Annotated in this window: 15 protein-coding genes and 1 tRNA gene; 8 read left to right on the forward strand and 8 right to left on the reverse strand. The window is 54.1% G+C overall.

What is annotated here, in order from left to right; translation table 11 throughout:
- Positions 1-471: 471 nt before the first annotated feature.
- From WGC32_RS09995 to WGC32_RS10005, 3 genes are all read left to right on the forward strand, one after another.
- Positions 472-548, forward strand: a tRNA-Arg gene (locus WGC32_RS09995).
- 740 nt (positions 549-1,288) lie between these two features.
- Complete coding sequence (locus WGC32_RS10000; protein ID WP_191482635.1) at positions 1,289-2,341, forward strand: inorganic phosphate transporter; 1,053 nt, start codon at positions 1,289-1,291, stop codon at positions 2,339-2,341.
- Positions 2,342-2,391: 50 nt separating this feature from the next.
- Complete coding sequence (locus WGC32_RS10005) at positions 2,392-3,015, forward strand: DUF47 domain-containing protein (protein WP_342681688.1); 624 nt, start codon at positions 2,392-2,394, stop codon at positions 3,013-3,015.
- Between the two features lie 73 nt (positions 3,016-3,088).
- Here the strand turns inward: WGC32_RS10005 and WGC32_RS10010 are convergent, their stop codons facing one another.
- Entirely contained in the window at positions 3,089-4,279 is a 1,191-nt protein-coding gene (locus tag WGC32_RS10010; RefSeq protein WP_342681690.1) for a sensor histidine kinase, read from the reverse strand.
- 56 nt (positions 4,280-4,335) lie between these two features.
- Between WGC32_RS10010 and WGC32_RS10015 the strand changes: the two genes are divergently transcribed.
- The 4 genes from WGC32_RS10015 to WGC32_RS10030 all read left to right on the forward strand — a co-directional run bounded on the left by WGC32_RS10015 (position 4,336) and on the right by WGC32_RS10030 (position 8,122).
- Entirely contained in the window at positions 4,336-5,031 is a 696-nt protein-coding gene (locus WGC32_RS10015; protein ID WP_342681692.1) for a DUF4956 domain-containing protein, read from the forward strand.
- Positions 5,032-5,044: 13 nt separating this feature from the next.
- The gene (locus tag WGC32_RS10020; RefSeq protein ID WP_342681693.1) at positions 5,045-6,919 is read left to right on the forward strand and encodes a carbohydrate-binding domain-containing protein; all 1,875 of its coding nucleotides are present in this window, start codon (positions 5,045-5,047) and stop codon (positions 6,917-6,919) included.
- A gap of 82 nt (positions 6,920-7,001) precedes the next feature.
- A complete protein-coding gene (locus tag WGC32_RS10025; RefSeq protein WP_342681695.1) occupies positions 7,002-7,514 on the forward strand; it encodes a flavodoxin family protein in 513 nt (170 codons plus the stop codon).
- Positions 7,502-8,122, forward strand: a complete 621-nt coding sequence (locus WGC32_RS10030; protein WP_191510320.1) for a hypothetical protein — start codon at positions 7,502-7,504, stop codon at positions 8,120-8,122. The genes WGC32_RS10025 and WGC32_RS10030 overlap by 13 nt, the downstream gene beginning before the upstream one ends.
- A gap of 336 nt (positions 8,123-8,458) precedes the next feature.
- Here the strand turns inward: WGC32_RS10030 and WGC32_RS10035 are convergent, their stop codons facing one another.
- Both WGC32_RS10035 and WGC32_RS10040 read right to left on the reverse strand, forming a co-directional pair.
- On the reverse strand, positions 8,459-8,752 hold the full coding sequence (locus WGC32_RS10035; protein ID WP_342681698.1) for a hypothetical protein: 294 nt from the start codon (positions 8,750-8,752) through the stop codon (positions 8,459-8,461).
- A gap of 237 nt (positions 8,753-8,989) precedes the next feature.
- Positions 8,990-9,115: a hypothetical protein gene (locus WGC32_RS10040; protein WP_342681699.1), complete on the reverse strand. Its 126-nt coding sequence runs from the start codon at positions 9,113-9,115 to the stop codon at positions 8,990-8,992.
- A 341-nt stretch (positions 9,116-9,456) separates the two neighbouring features.
- Between WGC32_RS10040 and WGC32_RS10045 the strand changes: the two genes are divergently transcribed.
- Entirely contained in the window at positions 9,457-10,083 is a 627-nt protein-coding gene (locus tag WGC32_RS10045; protein WP_191482625.1) for a cytidylate kinase family protein, read from the forward strand.
- A gap of 52 nt (positions 10,084-10,135) precedes the next feature.
- Here the strand turns inward: WGC32_RS10045 and aspS are convergent, their stop codons facing one another.
- The 5 genes from aspS to WGC32_RS10070 all read right to left on the reverse strand — a co-directional run bounded on the left by aspS (position 10,136) and on the right by WGC32_RS10070 (position 18,388).
- Positions 10,136-11,929, reverse strand: a complete 1,794-nt coding sequence (aspS, locus tag WGC32_RS10050) for an aspartate--tRNA ligase (RefSeq protein ID WP_342681700.1) — start codon at positions 11,927-11,929, stop codon at positions 10,136-10,138.
- Positions 11,930-11,954: 25 nt separating this feature from the next.
- Complete coding sequence (gene hisS, locus WGC32_RS10055) at positions 11,955-13,289, reverse strand: histidine--tRNA ligase (protein WP_342681702.1); 1,335 nt, start codon at positions 13,287-13,289, stop codon at positions 11,955-11,957.
- A gap of 1,610 nt (positions 13,290-14,899) precedes the next feature.
- Entirely contained in the window at positions 14,900-15,310 is a 411-nt protein-coding gene (locus WGC32_RS10060) for a methylglyoxal synthase (RefSeq protein WP_191482622.1), read from the reverse strand.
- 72 nt (positions 15,311-15,382) lie between these two features.
- The gene (locus WGC32_RS10065; protein ID WP_342681705.1) at positions 15,383-16,117 is read right to left on the reverse strand and encodes a nucleotide-binding protein; all 735 of its coding nucleotides are present in this window, start codon (positions 16,115-16,117) and stop codon (positions 15,383-15,385) included.
- 189 nt (positions 16,118-16,306) lie between these two features.
- A complete protein-coding gene (locus tag WGC32_RS10070) occupies positions 16,307-18,388 on the reverse strand; it encodes a penicillin-binding transpeptidase domain-containing protein (RefSeq protein WP_342681707.1) in 2,082 nt (693 codons plus the stop codon).
- Positions 18,389-18,440: the final 52 nt, after the last annotated feature.

Raw genomic sequence — 18,440 nt, forward strand, 5'->3', positions numbered from 1 at the left:
CTTCTTTAACGCTACACTAGCTTGCTAATGTTCACGTCCGTAGAATTACTCTACTCAAATTCGTTTCCAAGGGTCTTTGTTCTTGGTTCAAATGTTGTTCAATTTTCAAGGTCCGCCGCCGAGGTTTCCCTCAGTCAGGACTTATATTGTACCACATTTCCCATGCAGTGTCAATATATTTCCCAAATCTTTTTTCGCTATCCCGGTCCTTTTCCGGCCTCCCGGCCCTCTCTCCGAGACAGCTTGTTTATTCTACCATATACCTCTCCCACTGTCAACTGTTTTTCGGACATTTTTTTACATTTCCCGATTTTTATACGATTTCTATACAAATAGTTTTTAATCTCCTTTTAACCCCTCCTCTTTATTATACTATTTGAATATTTTCCTATAAAAAAGAAGAATTTTAAAGAAGCATCTTTTCTTTTTTTCTAATTTGTGGTATACTTTTTATCGTTCTCAATTTGAGACGCGCTCGTAGCTCAGCTGGATAGAGCGTTAGACTCCGACTCTAAAGGCCGCAGGTTCGACTCCTGTCGGGCGCACCACCAGGCTGAGCCTGGACGCAATTCGCGTTCCGGGCTCAGTTTTTTATTTTGTCTATCCGGTCGCGTTTATGGTGGGGATCTTTTTTGTACCGTAAGCCCACCAGGCTGAGCCTGGACGCAATTCGCGTTCCGGGCTCAGTTTTTTTATTTTGTCTATCCGCTCGCGTTTATGGTGGGGATCTTTTTGTACCGTAAGCCCACCAGGCTGAGCCTGGACGCAATTCGCGTTCCGGGCTCAGTTTTTTATTTTGTCTATCCGCTCGCGTTTATGGTGGGGATCTTTTTTGTACCGTAAGCCCAAGCCGTCGTGAACGACACATAATCTCCGACGGCTTTAAATAAAAACTGTCTCCACTTTTATTCCAGAGGGATGTCCCAGTGGATATTCCTGCCGATGCTGATCCGGGCTTTGATTTTTTACGCCCTATTTCTTTCATTATATAATATACGCCTTAAAATTAAATAAAATATGGCGCATCCTCCTATCTATGCCTTCCTTTTTTAACCTTTAAAGAAACCGCTACAACGTTACTGCTGATTTGAACGACTCGGGTGCATAAATTTACAAAAATTATAGTTCAATTTACATTGTTTATACAAGAATTATATTTTCTATTGACGTTGTCTCATTTTGATGTTACCCTTAACATTAAACGGAGTAAGTTGTCGAAAAACAATCCTCCCATCGCCTGGCCGGGACTTTATAGTCGCGCTTGGTAACTACAAGGCAGGTAACAATTATGGATGTATCATTCTCCTATTTTATCAGCGCCATGGCTTCAAGTCCTGTGCTGCTGGTCACTGTGGTGCTGACGATGGGCGTCATCTTTGTCAATGGATGGACTGACGCTCCCAACGCTATCGCCACTTGCATTACCACACGCTGCATGCGGCCCCGGGTCGCCATTATGCTCAGCGCCGTCTTTAATTTCCTAGGTGTATTGGTCATGACCCACATCAACAGTTCTGTGGCCTCTACCATTAGTAACATGGTGGATTTCGGCGGTGACACCCGGGAGGCACTGATCGCTCTGTGTGCGGCGTTATTTTCCATCGTGGTATACAGCGTTGTAGCCTCTATGTTTGGCATTCCCACCAGCGAAAGCCACAGCTTGATTGCCGGTTTATCCGGTGCTGCCATCGCTATCCAAAACGGCGTTGGCGGCATCAATATGGAGGAATGGGTCAAGGTGTTGTATGGCCTGGTGGCCAGCTTAGCCTTGGGCTTTGGCATCGGCTGGGTGGTCTGCAAAGCCCTTACGATCATTTGCCGTAAAATGGACCGTAGACGCACCAATAAATTTTTCACCGGAGCCGAGGTATTTGGTGCTGCCGCCATGAGCTTTATGCATGGCGCGCAGGACGGCCAAAAATTTATCGGTGTGTTGTTTTTGGGAGTAGCCTTTAGCAACGGGATGAACAGCGTCAGCGGCGTGCTGATTCCTGTCTGGCTGATGCTTTTGTGCAGTGCGGTTATGGGTATCGGCACCAGTGTCGGCGGCGAAAAGATCATCAAAGCAGTAGGCATGGATATGGTCAAGCTGGAAAAGTATCAAGGTTTTGCTGCTGATTTATCCGCGGCGCTGTGTTTGTTATTCTCCAGCCTGTTTGGTATCCCTGTATCCACCACCCACACAAAGACCAGCGCTATCATGGGTGTGGGCGCTGTTAAGCGGCTCTCCGCCATCAACTTCGGCGTAGTCAAAGACATGGTGCTGACCTGGGTGTTCACCTTCCCTGGCTGTGGTCTCATCAGTTTCGTCATGGCCAAATTGTTTATGATGCTGTTCTGAGCAGCTTTTCCATAACAGTCCTAGGACTGTACAGATAAAGGAGCAAAATTATGTCGAAAAAACAAGACAGCTTTTACTATGAAAATTTCAGTGCCTGCGTCGGTTATGCCTGCCAGGCGGCCCACTATCTGGAAGATGTATTAAAAGACTTCGATCCTGAGCGCCTGCACAGCATGTTGGACGAGCTGCATCAGGTAGAGCATGCCGCCGATGAAAAAAAGCACGAGCTTTCCAATGTGTTGGCCCGGGCATTCATTACCCCCATCGAGCGGGAGGACATTATCCTGCTGAGCCAAAGCATTGATGAGATCACCGATAAAATCGAGGATGTCATGCTGCGGCTGTACTGCAACAACATCCAGTCCATCCGGCCTGACGCCATCGAGCTGGGCGCGGTGCTTATCGGCTGCTGCGAGGAGCTGCAGCGGCTGCTGGATGAGTTTTCGGATTTCCGCCGTTCCAAGAAAATCCGGGAATACATTATCCATATCAATACCATGGAAGAACAGGCCGACCGGCTCTTTATCGACAGCATGCGGCTGCTGCACACCAGCTGCACCGACCCCCTGGAGGTGATCAGCTGGCGGGAGATCTACATCTACCTGGAAAAATGCGCTGACGCCTGTGAGCATGTAGCCGATGCGGTAGAGAGTGTTATTATGAAAAACACCTGATATCGATTAAAAATTTAAAAGGCCCTGTCCGATTTACTCGGACAGGGCCTTTTCTTTTTATATGAGCTGGACGCTATTGGGAGTTTCTCTCCTCTAGGGAAGATCCCGGCCGTTTTTCTTCCTCCCGCCGGCCTTTCTCCTTCCGGGGCGGGAAGACAGCTTCCATGACGAGGACCGGCCCCTCCTGTCCCCAGGCCCGGATTTTCCCCTTGTGGGCATCCACAATGGCCTTGGCTATGGATAATCCCAAGCCGTATCCTCCCGTCTGGGAACTTCGGGACTGATCCCCCCGGTAGAACCGGTCAAACAGGTGCTCCAGGTTCTGGGCGGGAAGAGCTTCCACCGTGTTTTCCACCGCCAGCCGGACAGATTTCCCCTGTTTCTGTAGGGAAAGGTGGATTTTTCCCTGGGCTGGCGCATATTTAAGGGCATTGTCCAGCAGGATGGTCACCAGCTGCCGCAGGGCACTCTCATCACCGTAAAGGGAGATCATGGGCTGAATCTGGGCCGTAAACTCCTTGTCCTGGGTCACAGCCAGGGCCTGGAGGGACTGGGCCGTCTCGGTGACCAGGTCGGAAAAGGGGAATTCGATCATCTGCAGCCGGTGGTGCTCCTCCATTCTGGATAGCTGGATGAGTTCATTGGTCAGGGCTGAGAGCCGTTTTGTCTGCAGCTGGATATCCCGAAGCCACTCATTCTCCCCCAGCTCCATCTCCAGCACCTGGGCGTCAGCGCCAATGATGGTAATGGGGGTTTTAATCTCGTGGCCCGCGTCGGTGATAAACCGCTTCTGTTTCTCATAACTTTCCGAAACAGGGCGGACCATCCACCGGGAGAAAAGGAGGATCAATCCCAGCACCGCCAACAGTCCCAGGGCGCAGATTCCCAGACTTGCCAGCAGAAAGGACCGGAAGGTGGAAAGATTGCGGCCGCAGTCCAGGAAAATTACCCGGATCTCTTCCCCATCTTGATACTGGATAAAACGGTAATTCCTGAGGAAGCCCCGCTCCTTCCCATCTTCCCAAACGCTTTTTGCAAAAGCGATGGCGCTTTCGGTATCCACCGCGGCGATTTTTCCCGTGTCTACTGTGATGATCCCCCCGGACGCCGAGAGAAGCACCGAAAAGTACCGGGACTCATAGGGAAGCTCCGGGGATATATCCATATGCTCCCGGCTGCCCGGCGGTGGGCCATCCCCTTTCTGGGGGAATCTGCCTCCATTTTCCTGCAGGAGGGCCAGGGTGTATAAAACATCCTTCTCCAAATACAGCACCGCCTATGAGAAAACCATTCAGCCCAACTACCAAGGAGGTATTTTGCATGCTTGATTCCCTGTTCCGTGGGATCTTTGACACCGAAATGACCACCGTCATCCCCGTTTCCCAATTTTTGCTCTGTGTGGGGTGCGCCCTGGTCATTGGCCTTTTCCTAGCCTTCACCTATATGTACAAGACCCGCTATACCAAAAGCTTCGTGGTCACCCTGGCGCTGCTGCCGGCGGTGGTCTGCGTGATCATTATGATGGTCAACGGCAACGTAGGGGCCGGTGTAGCTGTAGCCGGTGCTTTCAGCCTGGTGCGTTTCCGCTCCGTCCCCGGAACCGCCAAGGAAATCGGCATCCTCTTTCTGGCCATGGCTGCTGGTCTCATCACCGGTATGGGATATTTGGGCTACGCCCTCCTCTTCGCGGTTATCCTGGGCCTGATCACCCTGCTCTACAGCCACCTTGACTTCGGCTCCCGAAAAAAAGACACACTTTACAAGACCCTGCACATCACCATCCCCGAGGACCTGGACTATACCGGCGTATTTGAGGATCTGCTGAAGACCTATACCTCCTCCTGGGAGCTTGTGCAGGTGAAAACCACCAACATGGGCAGCCTTTACCGGCTGACCTACAACCTTACCCTGCGTCGGGCCAATTCGGAGCGGGAGCTCATTGACCAGCTCCGCTGCCGCAACGGCAATCTGGAAATTACCATGTCCAAGCAGGAAACCACGGTTTACGAACTGTAAAAGGAGAACACTGATGAAACTATATAAGCTTTGGGCTTTGGGACTGGCTCTCATGGTCATGTTGGCCGGATGCGGTGCGGAAGAAAGCTCTTCTTCCTCTTCTACCTCCTCCGGCGCTTCGGCCTCCACCGTTTCCCAGAGTGAAGAATATAACACCGAGATGTTTACCGACCGGGACTTTGAAATCGGCTATGATGAGGAGCAGAGCGACCTGATCCAGCTGGACGGCGACAGCGCCCAATGTGATTCTGACGCCGTCAGCATTTCGGGCAGCACCGTCACCATCACCGATGAGGGCACCTACATTCTCACCGGCACCCTGGATGACGGCATGGTCATCATAGAGGCCCAGGATACCGACAAACTGCATCTGGTGCTGGATGGCGTCACCATCCACAACGACACCTCAGCGGCACTGTATATCCGGGAGGCTGACAAGGTCTTTGTCACCACCACCCAAGATTCGGAAAACACCCTCTCTAACGGCGGGGAATATGTGGCCATCGACGACAATAACATTGACGGCGTCATCTTTTCCAAAGGGGATCTGACCCTCAACGGCGCCGGCACCCTTGTCATCAACGCCGCTGCCGGCCACGGGGTGGTTTCCAAGGATGACCTGGTCATCACCAGCGGCACCTATGACATTACTTCTGCAAGCCATGGGCTGTCCGGCAAGGACAGCGTCCGCATCGCAGGCGGCGCCTTCACCATCACCTCCGGCAAGGACGGCGTCCAGGCGGAAAATGCCGATGACACCACCCTGGGCTTTCTTTATATCGCCGACGGCACCTTTGACATCAATGCCCAGGGAGATGGCCTCAGCGCAGGGAATTATCTACAGACTGAGGGCGGCAGCTACACCCTGCTCACCGGCGGAGGCAGCGCAAACGCCACCTCCCAGAGCAACGACTTCTTCGGCGCGGCGGCCTCCACCGAGGACACTGTCAGCATGAAGGGGATCAAGGCCACCGGAGATCTTCTCATCAGCGGCGGCACCTTCTCCATTGATTCCGCCGACGATAGCCTCCACTCCAATGCCAATGTCACCGTCTCGGGCGGAGACTTCGAAATCTCCACCGGAGACGACGGCGTCCATGCCGACGCCAATGTGACCATTTCGGCAGGCACTCTCCTCATTACCGAAAGCTATGAAGGCATTGAGGGCCAGAGCATCGACATCACCGGAGGAGATATCGACCTGACCTCCAGCGACGACGGCCTTAACGCCGCCGGCGGCAACGATGAAAGCGGTTTTGCTTCCTTCGGCGAGGGCGGGCACCACGGCGCCGATGCCTTTGCCACCGACGAAAACGCCTATATCCACATTGCGGGAGGCACTCTCCGCATCGATGCTTCCGGCGACGGCATCGACTCCAACGGCAGCCTTACCGTTTCCGGCGGCGAAACCTATCTGTCCGGACCGGACAACGGCGGCAACGGCGCTTTGGACTATGCCTCTGACGCTGAAATCACCGGCGGCATCTTTGTGGCGGCCGGCGCTTCCCAGATGGCCCAGAACTTCAGCTCCACCTCCACCCAAGGGGTGATGATGGTCACCGTCAGCTCCCAGCAGGCGGGCAGCACCATCACCCTCACCGATCAAAACGGCCAGGAGCTTATTTCCTGGACCGCCGACAAAGCTTTTGACTCTGTCATCCTCAGCTGCCCGGAGATTCTGGAAGGGGAAACCTACACCCTGTCAGTGGGCGGCACCGAAACCCAGATTACCATGGACTCCCTGGTCTATGGCTCCGGCGGCATGGGCGGCATGGGCGGCATGGGTGGCATGGGCGGCATGGGTGGCATGGGCGGTATGGGCGCTCCGCCTGATGGGATGGGCGGCGGCCCTGGTGGAGGCGGCGCCGCTTCCACCGGCACTCCCTAACCAATTGTATTTTGCCTCCCTGTCCCTCTGGAAATTTTATTGATCTTTGGGTAAAATAAGAGGGAAGAAGGGAGTTGATTCCATGAACCTGCTTCTCAGCGATCTAGCCTTAGCAAAAAATTTGCCGGAACGGCCTGAAAACCGCTATGTAGATTTATCCGGCCTTTCCATCGCAAACTGCATTGGCTGCTTTGGATGCTGGACCAAAACCCCGGGCAGATGTGTCATCCGAGATGACGCCACGGCCATCTATCCCCTTATTGCCCAAAGCCGCCGGATTATCTATGTCAGCCGGATCCGCTACGGTTCTTATGATATTCCGATGAAAACCATGCTGGAACGAGCCATACCCATCCAGCAAGCATTTATCCGACTCTATCACGGGGAGACCCATCATGTCCAGCGGCAGGTGGCTCAGAAAGATGCAGTTATCATTATCTATGGAAAAACTTCCAAAGAAGAACGGGATATCTTCCGTCATCTGGTGGCACGAAACGCCAACAATATGCTGTTTAAAAGCTGGCGTATCCTTTTTGTTCCTCAGGAGCAACTGGAGGAAACGATCCGAAAGGAGGTGGACAAATGGGAACGATGATGATAGTCAATGGAAGTCCCCGGGCGCCACGTTCCAATTCCAAACGGTACGGAGAGATATTTGCCCACTTTTGGGGGGAGGATGTGGATGAATACAGCGTTACTACCCGCAAACACCAGGAAGCATGCCGGGAAATAGAAAATCACGATCATCTGCTCCTGGTTTTTCCCCTCTATGTCGACAGCCTTCCTGTCACCCTGATGGAGCTGATGAAGGAGATGGAAAACTACCCCTTTCAGAAAAGGCCCGCCATCCATGTCCTGATTAACTGCGGCTTCCTCGAGCCGGAACAAAACCTGGTGGCATTGGATATAGTCCGGCTGTTCTGTAAGGAGCAGGGCTTTCCCTTTGGCATGGCCCTTTGTATTGGTTCCGGAGAGGCAATTCTCTCCACCCCCTTTTCCTTTTTTGTCAAGCGGAAGATTAGACGGCTGGCAAGGGGAATCCATCTGGGAAAGTCAGAGGTGCTCAAGGTAACCATGCCTATCTCAAAAAAAATGTTTCTCAGCGCCTCCACCTCCTACTGGCTTCGGCGGGGAGAGAAAAATGGTATCGATCTCAATCAAATGTCCACTATGGAAATCGAGTCCAACACAACTTTGGAATAATCTTCCAGACTACTGTCGCGGATCAGATGTATATTGAAAGCAAATCTTCCGTGAAAGAATCTGGTAGAAAGGAAAGAAAGATATTGTCAAAGCTTCGCTATTCCCTATGGAGGGATAGCATGTACTTGACAGAATAGCCGGCGGCGAATCTGTGTTCTCCACATGGACATTTATAAATAGATCCTTAAACGTACTACAATGGGTCAATTCTTCCCCCATCTCAAGAAAAGATAAAATTTTACCAGGAGCCAAAATATTGGCTCCTGGTTTTTTCTGCATCAAAAATCCCCGCCAAGTGGTATTTCGGCGGGGATTCTTTTATTTCTCTGGCCGCTATCATTTTCCTTTGGGCAAGGTTCTGATTCCGTCAATGAGAAAAAAGAGATGGAGAAGGAGCAGCCCGCCAAAAATGGCAAGCTGGGAGATCGGGGTCATGGCACAGGCGACACCGCTGCCCTGGCGGATCAGGTTATAGACGCAAATGCCCCCGTAGCCGCAACCCATGAGAATATATGCTCCAGAAACAAGGCGCCGTCTTCCCCCCGCTACATGGATTAAACTCACCAGTATCACCGCCACACTAATTCCCAAGCCGCAGAAAAATAACAAAGTGGACAATATCAGCTGCATTTTCTCCTCCTATACCGGACAGAACCCGCTGCCCATGCTCATCCAAATCCCAACTCCCAACAAAATCGCCGCTGCGGCCACCGCCACCCAGCGGAGGATCTGCCATTTTTTCTCCTTTGACATTCTTTTGTCTCCTCTCCCCCGGCTGGACCGCCGGGCCCTCTTTTCTTTACAGTATACCTGATCGGCGCCCCTTTGTCATTGTAAAATGGTGACAACATCCCAAAATATCCACTGTCAGAGCCTCTGGTCCTCCTCGCTGTCCTCCGCCGCCCCTGCGGTGAGCATGGCGCAGAGCAAAAAACCGCCCCAAAAGGTCAAAGATAAAATAACTGCCGAACCGATCCACAAAATTGCCATCATCCATTCCCTCCGCTCCGCCTTTTCCCGGGAAAAGGCTTATGGTAATGTTTCCTTTGCCCTTTTGATACCATCATAGAAAAAAAGCGCATTTTTGTGCAGGGATGCACCGCTTTTTTATCCTTTCCCGACAATGGCAAAGGCCCGCGAAAAAGAGATGGCCCCTAAAACATCCCTCTTTTGTATTGTCATCTTCCTGAGCAAAAATTTACAGAATTATTGTATAAAATGGCAATTGACACCAACCTGAATGAGGCACATAATATACATGGATAGAAATCCAATGTTAAAAACTTTTATACAGACTGTACAACTAACATGGAGACGAGAGAGGGTGTGTTTGAATGAAAAAGACGATTATTACTATCAGCCGTCAGCATGGCAGCGGCGGCCGGGAAATCGGCCGGAAGCTTGCCCAAACGCTGGACATTCCTTTCTATGACAAAGAAGTCATCACCCTGTCCGCTAAAAAAAGCGGCTATGCCCCTGAGCTTTTTGAAAAGGCGGACCAGAAAGCTACCAGCAGCCTTCTATACGCCCTGTCGATGTTCGGCACCACCGCCACCTCCTATAACCCCACTGGCTACGACGGTCTCCCCCTGGCGGATAAGCTCTTTATCGTACAGTCGGATACCATCCGTTCTATTGCGGCGGAGGGCTCCTGCGTCATTGTAGGGCGGTGCGCTGACTATGTCCTCCAGGATGATCCCAGCTGCATCAACATCTTTCTCACCTCCAGCTGGCAAAACCGTCTGCGCAGGGCTACCAGGGAGTATGAGCTGGTTCCCGCCCAGGCCGAAGACATCCTTCGCAAGACGGACAAAAAACGGGCCGCCTATTATAACTTCTACACCGGGCTCAAATGGGGCGACGTGAATAATTACCATCTGTGCCTGAACACAGACGATATCGGCATTGAAAACGCAGTCAAATACATCGCCGAATATGTGAAAATTAGGAATGGCGAATAATTTTATCCCCCTTTGAAAAGAGCAGCCGCTGCATGCGGCTGCTCTTTCTTTTTTATTCTTCTGTTTCCTTTTCCACAATGGCGATATGCAGTTCCTGGATGTCCTTTTCGTCCACCTCGGCCGGACACATGGTCATCAGCTCGCTGGCGTTTTGCACCTTGGGGAAGGCGATTACATCCCGGATGGAGTCCTTGCCCAGCATGAGCATCACCAGACGATCCAGGCCAAAGGCCATGCCGCCATGGGGCGGTGCGCCGTACTGGAAGGCGTCGATGAGATAGCCGAACCGCTCGTGGGCCGACTCGGGGGTAAAGCCCAGGGCCTCGAACATCTTCTCCTGCAGCTCCGGGTCGTTGATTCGGATGGAGCCTCCGCCCACCTCACAGCCGTTGAGGACCATGTCATAGGCCAAGGCATGGACCGCCGCCGGGTCAGTTTTCAGCTTATCCACATCGGAAAGCCGGGGACAGGTAAAGGGATGATGCTTGGCCACATAACGGTCTTCCTCTTCGGAATACTCAAACTGCGGGAAGTCGGTGACCCAGAGCAGGTCAAACTTGCTCTCGTCGATGAGGGAGAGGCGTTTTGCCAGCTCACACCGCAGGGCGCCCAGGCTGTCATAGACCACCTGTTTGTTTGCGTCCGCCACAATGAGGATCACATCCCCGGTTTTGGCGCCAACCCGCTGGCGCAGGGCGTTCTTCTCCTCCTCGCTGAGGAACTTCTCAAAGCTGGAGGTTTCTTTTTCGGGCGTCAGCCGGGTGTAGGCCAGGCCCTTGGCCCGGTAGGTCTTGACAAATTCCGTCAGCTTATCGATCTCTTTCCGGGAAAGGCGCTCTGCCCCGTCCGGCACTAAAATAGCTTTGACCGCGCCGCCTCCGGCAAGGGCGCCGGCAAAGACCTTGAACTCGCAGTTTTCCAGTACATCCCCCAGGTCAATAAGCTCCAATCCAAAGCGGGTGTCCGGCTTGTCGGAACCATACCGCTCCATAGCCTCCTCATAGGGAATGCGGCGGAAGGGGGTCTCAATCTCGATCCCCAGTGCCTCTTTGAAGACCCGTTTCATAAAGCCCTCATTGACCGCCATGACGTCATCCTGGTCCACAAAGGACATCTCCAGGTCAATCTGGGTGAACTCCGGCTGCCGGTCCGCCCGCAGGTCCTCGTCCCTAAAGCAGCGGGCGATCTGCATATACCGGTCAAAGCCGGAGAGCATGAGCAGCTGCTTATACTGCTGGGGAGACTGGGGCAGGGCGTAGAATTTGCCCGGATGAACCCGGGAGGGCACCAGATAGTCCCGCGCCCCTTCCGGGGTGGATTTGATGAGCATGGGGGTTTCAATTTCTAAAAAGCCGTTTTCGTCATAGTAATCCCGGGCAATCTTGACAATGCGGTGGCGCATCATCATGGCCTGCTGCATCTGAGCCCGCCGCAGATCCAGATAACGGTAGCGCAGACGGAGCTCCTCCTTGACGTTGGTCTCATCGGTGATCTCAAAGGGCGGGGTTTTGGCCTCATTGAGGATGCGCAGGTCGGTGACAAAGACCTCAATGGTTCCGGTCTTGATCTCGGTATTCACCGACTCCCTCTTGCGCACCGTGCCCTTGGCCATGAGGACGAATTCCGCCCGCACCTTGGCCGCCTTGGCCATGATAGCCCGGTCGGTGGCATCGTCAAAAGCCAGCTGGATGATGCCAGTCCGATCCCGCAGGTCGATGAAAATCAGATTGCCCAGGTCTCTTGTCTTCTGGGTAAAGCCGCACACCACCACTTCTTTTCCGATGTCAGCTTCGGAAACCTGGGTGCAGTAATGGGTCCTTTTCAGGCCCTCCATGGTATCGTTCATGTCCACTATCTCCTTTATCTGTCAGTTACAGTAGATTTTGCAATGGCAGGTCCCCAAAGCTCTCGGCGATCTGCTGGATGGTCTCATCCTTATCCGCTTCATAGATGGCGGTGAGAAGGCCATCCTCCCCGAAGCTGACGTCAATCTGCTGGGAGGTAGCCATGTTTTTAAGCTTTGCCACCCCGGTTTCCAGCTCGTTATCCCCGATAACCAGGGTGTAGCGGGCGCCGATCTTGTCGGCATATTTCATCTGGGCCTTAAGGCTGCGGTTCATGGAGTCGCACTGGGCAAAGAAGCCCTCCTCCCGCAGACGCATGGCCAGCTCGCAGGCTTTCACCGAAGCCGCCTCTCCCATAGAGGCGATATAGATGTCGCATTTGGGCTCCTCGGGGAAGGAACATCCGGTTTTATCCATCAGCAATAATAGCCGCTCCAATCCCATAGCAAAGCCCAGAGCCGGGGTTTCCTTCCCTCCCAGCATGCCGATAAGGCCGTCATACCGGCCGCCGCCGCAGACGGTTCCCTGGGCGCCGATGTTCTCCGAGACAAACTCGAATACCGTGCGGGTATAATAATCCAGGCCCCGGACAATGGTGGGATTGACCACAAAATCAATGCCCATGGCGGTAAGCCGGGTCTTGACCCCCTCAAAGTGGTCCCGGCAGTCGTCACAGAGGAAGTCGATGATTTTCGGCGCGTTCTTGGCGATTTCCTTGCACTCCGGGCTCTTGCAGTCGAGAATCCGCATGGGATTTTTCTCCAATCGGCCCAGACAGGTTTCACAGAGCTTGTCTTTATATCCGTTAAAATATTCCACCAGCTTTTGATGATAGGTTGCCCGGCACTGGGGGCATCCGATGGAGTTGAGCTCCAGGCGCAGGCCTTCTACCCCCAGCACCTTAAAGATCTCGTTTGCCAGAGCGATGACCTGGGCGTCTGCGGAGGGAGCCGCTGCCCCCAGCATTTCCACCCCAAATTGGTGAAATTCCCGCAGCCTGCCAGCCTGGGGCTTCTCATAGCGGAAGCAGGAGACTACATAGCTTGCCATCACCGGCAGGGCGTCTCCCAGAAGGCCGTTCTGGATGGCCGCCCGGACCACACCTGCCGTGCCCTCTGGCCGCAGGGTAATGGAGCGGTTGCCCTTGTCCTGGAAGGTATACATTTCCTTTTGCACCACGTCGGTGGTATCCCCTACCGACCGGGTAAAGAGCTCGGTGTGCTCAAATACCGGGGTGCGGATTTCCTTGAATCCGAAGAGGGCCGCTGTCTCCATGGCCGTCTTCTCCAGATACTTCCACCGGCCGCTCTGGCTGGGGAGTACATCCTGGGTGCCCCGGGGGGCGTTTGTCAAAAGTGCCAATTGTCATCTCTCCTATTCTTTTATCCCCACCACCTACCGGTGGGGGGCATCGCGTTGTGGCATCATTCGAGACAAAAGCGCGGGCGACGCGGCAGTGTCACCAACAAAACCATGGGCGCGGTCTGCTCTCCGCAGGAGGGGCGAGCCTCCGCAGCCAAAACGCGCTGTGGTGTCAATCGCAACGTAGTTGCGGGCATCGCGACAGTGTCACCAACAAAACCATAGGCGCGATCTGCTCTCCGCAAGAGCGCATGTACCGTGGAGTGTTTCGAATAAAAACCGGGACGCGTCCTGCTGCCCGCTAGGGCCCACCTACCGGTGGGGGCATCGCGTTGTGGCATCGTTCGAGGCAAAAGCGCGGGCATTGCGACAGTGTCACCAACAAAACCATAGGCGCGATCTGCTCGCCGCAGGAGCGCATGTGTCGCGGCAGTGTCGCGAAGAAAATCGGGGCGCGTCATGCTGCCCGCTAGGGCCTGCCTGCCGGTGGGGGCATCGCGTTGTGGCATCGTTCGAGGCAAAAGCTCGGGCATCACGACAGTGTCACCAACAAAACCATGGGCGCGGTCTGCTCTCCGCAGGAGCGGCGAGCCTCCGCAGCCAAAACGCGCTGTGGTGTCAATCGCAACGTAGTTGCGGGCGACGCGGCAGTGTTGCGAACAAAACTCAGAGCGCGACTTCCACGCCCTGGCAGGAGCCCGCCTACCGGCGGTGGCACCGCGTTATGGCATCGTTCGAGACAAAAACGGGGGCATCGCGACAGTGTCATCAACAAAACCATAGGCGCGGTCTGCTCTCCGCAGGAGCGGCGAGCCGCCGCAGCCAAAACGCGCTGTGGTGTCAATCGCAACGTAGTTGCGGGCGACGCGGCAGTGTTGCGAACAAAACTCAGAGCGCGACTTCCACGCCCTGGCAGGGGCCCACCTACCGGTGGGGGGCATCGCGTTGTGGCATCGTTCGAGGCAAAAGCTCGGGCATCACGACAGTGTCACCAACAAAACCATAGGCGCGATCTGCTCTCCGCGGGAGCGCGTGTGCCGCGGCAGTGGCGCGAATAAAAACCGGGACGCGTCCTGCTGCCCGCTAGGGCCCACCTACCGGTGGAGGATATCACGCTGTGGCATCGTTCGAGGCAAAAGCGCGGGCATCGCGACAGTGTCACCAACAAAACCATAGGCGCGATCTGCTCGCCGCAGGAGCGCGTGTATCGCGGCAGTGTCGCGAAGAAAATCGGGGCGCAGCTTGCTCTCCGCAAGGAGCTGTCTATAAAAAAATACTCCTCCTCCCGCCAAATGTCAACGACATCGGTCAGGGACGAGGAGTTTTTCCACGTGTTGCCACCCTGCTTGGGCAAAACACAGTTTTGCCCCGCTCATTTCCCTTAACGCGGGATACGTGCCGCCCTACGCTTTCCGGTATGACCGGAAGTTCAGGCGGCCTGCTGAGCGGGTGTCTGTTCACCAGGATGCGTCATGGCCCGAACCGGCTCTCAGCCCATGGCCGGTTCTCTCTTCTGCTGCCCGCAAACGGCTACTTTTCCCGCTTTGGCGCATTTATTTGTTGGTTATATCAAGGCCGCTTTGCGATGTAAGCGGCGGGAATCAGCAGCGCTATTTCACGCCGCTGGGATTGACAATATTTCTCCAGTCTAAATCGCCCCGCTCCAGGCTGTGGATCAACGCCTCCGCCGTAGCAATATTGGTTGCCACGGGGATGTTATGCACATCACAAAGGCGGAGCATATCTGCTTCTTTGGGCTCATGGGCCTTGGGGGTTAAAGGATCCCGGAAGAATAACAGGAGGTCAATCTCATTACAGGCAATCCGTGCGGAAATCTGCTGATCTCCACCCTGGGATCCGCTGAGAAAACGGAAGACCTGAAGCCCTGTTGCCTCAGAAACCAGTTTTCCCGTCGTGCCGGTTGCGCAGATGCTGTGCCGGCTCAGAACGCCGCAATAAGCGATGCAGAATTGTACCATAAGTTCCTTTTTTGTGTCGTGTGCGATGATTGCTATATTCAAACTGATTCCCTCCCCTTAAGTTGGTATTTTCAAAACTGTGTTGTTATGCTGTCTCATGTTTCTTACTCGTCCCTAACGGACAATCAGCGGCACATCTTCTCCCATCAGCCGTCCTGCAATGGCGTTAAAAATTCTTTGGGAGCGGCTTTCTTCCGCAATGGGCTGCCCTTTGGCGGTGCGAACCGCCAGCTCCGGATCCTCCGGGATCACGCCGAGCAACTGAACTCCCACCAAATCAATAACCTCGTCTAAATCAGAAAACAGCTTTTGCTTCAAGAATTTTGCTCCCACCCGGTTGATAATCAACCTTTGGCTGACAAGGTTCTCCCTATCCAGGAGATCCGACATAGCCCTTCCATCCCGTACTGCCACAGGATCGGGCGTTACAACCACCAGCCCGCAGCTGCAGATGTCAGCGCCCACTGTAAAGCCACAGCTAAGTCCAGCTGGAGCGTCGATCAAGATGATGTCGTAATAATGGGTCAGTCCCTTACACAGAATGGTCAACGGCTTTTTCTTCAGCTCACAGGACGGATCCCGCGGCGCACCCAGAAGAGAAAGCCCCCGTTGATATGGGCACTCCAAAATCGCCTTGATAGGCTCGCAGCGCCCTTCCAATACGTCGGCTAGGTCAAAAACCGACTTGTCCTCCACGCCGAACATGATGTCCAGCCCGCCCAAGCCTGCGTCCATTTCAATGAGAAGCACCTTCTTGCCTCTTTTCGCTAATGCCGCACCGGTCAAAAGCGATACTGTGGATTTACCTACGCCTCCTTTTCCCGACGTCACCAGAATGATCTCAGCCAAAGAGCCACGTCCTCCTTTATCATCATATCATACCTGTACTGTAAAAATCAAATAAAATCTAGGGTAGTTGTCCCCTTTTGTTCATGTAATTTTGTCTAAATTTTTCGAACATTTTTTGACACAACGCCAATCATTTCCAATTTTCAACCCTTCAGGGGAATTTTTGGATATTTTATCCTATATTTTTCTTTACTGTCCGGAAGTTTCCCCCGTGGGCTGGGAAGAAGACGCCGCTGAGGAAGACTCCGCCTGGCTGGCGCTGGAGGAATCGGAGCTTTCCTCCGTTTCCGCCGTTTCACTGGAGCCAAAGAAATACTGGTCAAGTACCTTTTTGGCCACAGGGGCGCCGGTATAACCGTGCCATCCTTTTTCGATGACCACCACGATGGCGATTTGTGGGTCCTCCGCCGGGGCAAAGCAGCTATAGGTGGAGTTGGGGAACTGCTTGGTTTCCGGGGTACCGGTCTTGGCTGCCACAGTATAGGGATAATCGTCGAAGGTGTGGACAGAAGTCCCCTCTGGGCCTGCCGCCATAATCATACCCTCAATGACAGTCTCAAACACCTCCGGGGTGGAAACAGTCTCTACCACTTCGCTTTCAAAGGTCTCAATGACCTCATCTTGGTTATAGCTCCTAATTTCCTTGACCACCCGCAGGTTCTTTCTCTCCCCCCGGTTGGCGATGGTGCAGACATAGTTCGCCAGCTGGATGGGGGAGAACTTGTTATCCGACTGGCCAATGGAGGCCTGGATTACGTCGCCGGGGTACCATTCCCCACCCATAGACTCCCGGTATTCCGGGCTGGCCACAACGCCCTGTGCCTCGCCGATCTCAACACCGGTGGGCACTCCCAGGCCCATGGCCCGGGCATATTCCGCAATGGTTTCAATGCCGGTGCGGCGGCCCACATCATAGAAAAAGATGTTGCAGGAACGCATGAGGGCCCGCAGCACATTAATATCCCCGTGAACGCTCAGACAACCAGGTGTATAGCTAGGGGCGTAGTACATATAGGTACCCCCACAGTTGACGGTGGAATCCGCGGTAATGATCCCTTCGGACAGCGCCGCCGTGGCCACGCAGGGCTTGAAGATGGAGCCGGGCGTATAGGTGCCCTGGAACGCCCGGTTAAACAGAGGGTTAAGAGGATCGTTGGCTAAGGTATCGTAGTTTTCCTGATAGGTGGCCAGATCGTAGGAGGGGTAGTTCACCGCCGCCAGGATCTCTCCGGTTTTGGTGTCCACCGCCACCACCACGCCGGCGTCGGCCTCCTTGCCCTCCCCGGAGGGAGCCGTCTCATTGAGATATTTGATCTCCTCCTCCAGGGCCTGATATGCCACCCGCTGCAGGTCGCTGTCAATGGTGAGCACCACCGTATTGCCTGCCTCAGGCGCTTTGGTCACCTCCACATTGGTGACAATGCCCTGGTTGGTCAGGGTGATATCGCGGGTTCCGTTTTCTCCCCGCAGATAGCTTTCAAAGTATTGTTCAATCCCGCTTTTGCCCACCGTGTCGTTGAGCAGGTAGCCCTGCTCCTTGAGTTCGGCGTATTCCTCCGCGTAGATGGGGCCGATCTGTCCCACAATGTGGGGCGCCACCGTACCGTTGACATACTCCCGGATGGGGGTTTCGTAGATATCAGCGCCGGGCAGATCCAGGTTGTTTTCCTTCACCTTGGAGACCGTCTCCATCGATACGTCGCTGGCAAAGGTATAGGGGTTCTCGATAGAATACCCCTTTTCCACCATCTCATACCGGACCCCGGCAATGATCCGTGTTTCCTCCGGCGTCAGGCCCTCAATGTCATATTCTTCCTCCATGGCGTCCATGACATTCTCTAGGGTGGCCCAGTTTTGCAGCCCCAGGTTTTCCTTGAGCTCGGCTACATCATCCTCCCGGCCCTCAATAAATTCAAAAGGCTCCTCCATGGTGATGGGCAGGTTATCAATCCACTCCTCGTTGTTTTCCCGGAGGATCTCCACCAGCCGGAGGATGACCTGGTTTTCCATATCCTTGGTCATATACACCTTGTCCAGGATGATGTCATAGCCCACCCGGTTTTCAGCGAGAGGCTCCCCATTGCGGTCCACAATTTCGCCCCGAGCCGCCACAATGGTCTGGGTTTTCACATCCCCGGCCTCGGCCAAGGCCAGATACTCCTCCCCTTGGACAATCTGCATCTGCATCAGCCGCACGCCGAAAAGGGCAAATACGACAAGGACCAGTCCCGCCAAAATTGCGGTCCGCAGCCCAACCTTTGAAATTTTCATGGCAAAACCTCCATTTCGCTGTCAGCTGCCACAGGGCAGGGGCATCCTGCTT

It is taken from the genome of Zongyangia acetica (assembly GCF_038739695.1).
Classification (GTDB): domain Bacteria; phylum Bacillota; class Clostridia; order Oscillospirales; family Ruminococcaceae; genus Zongyangia; species Zongyangia gallinarum.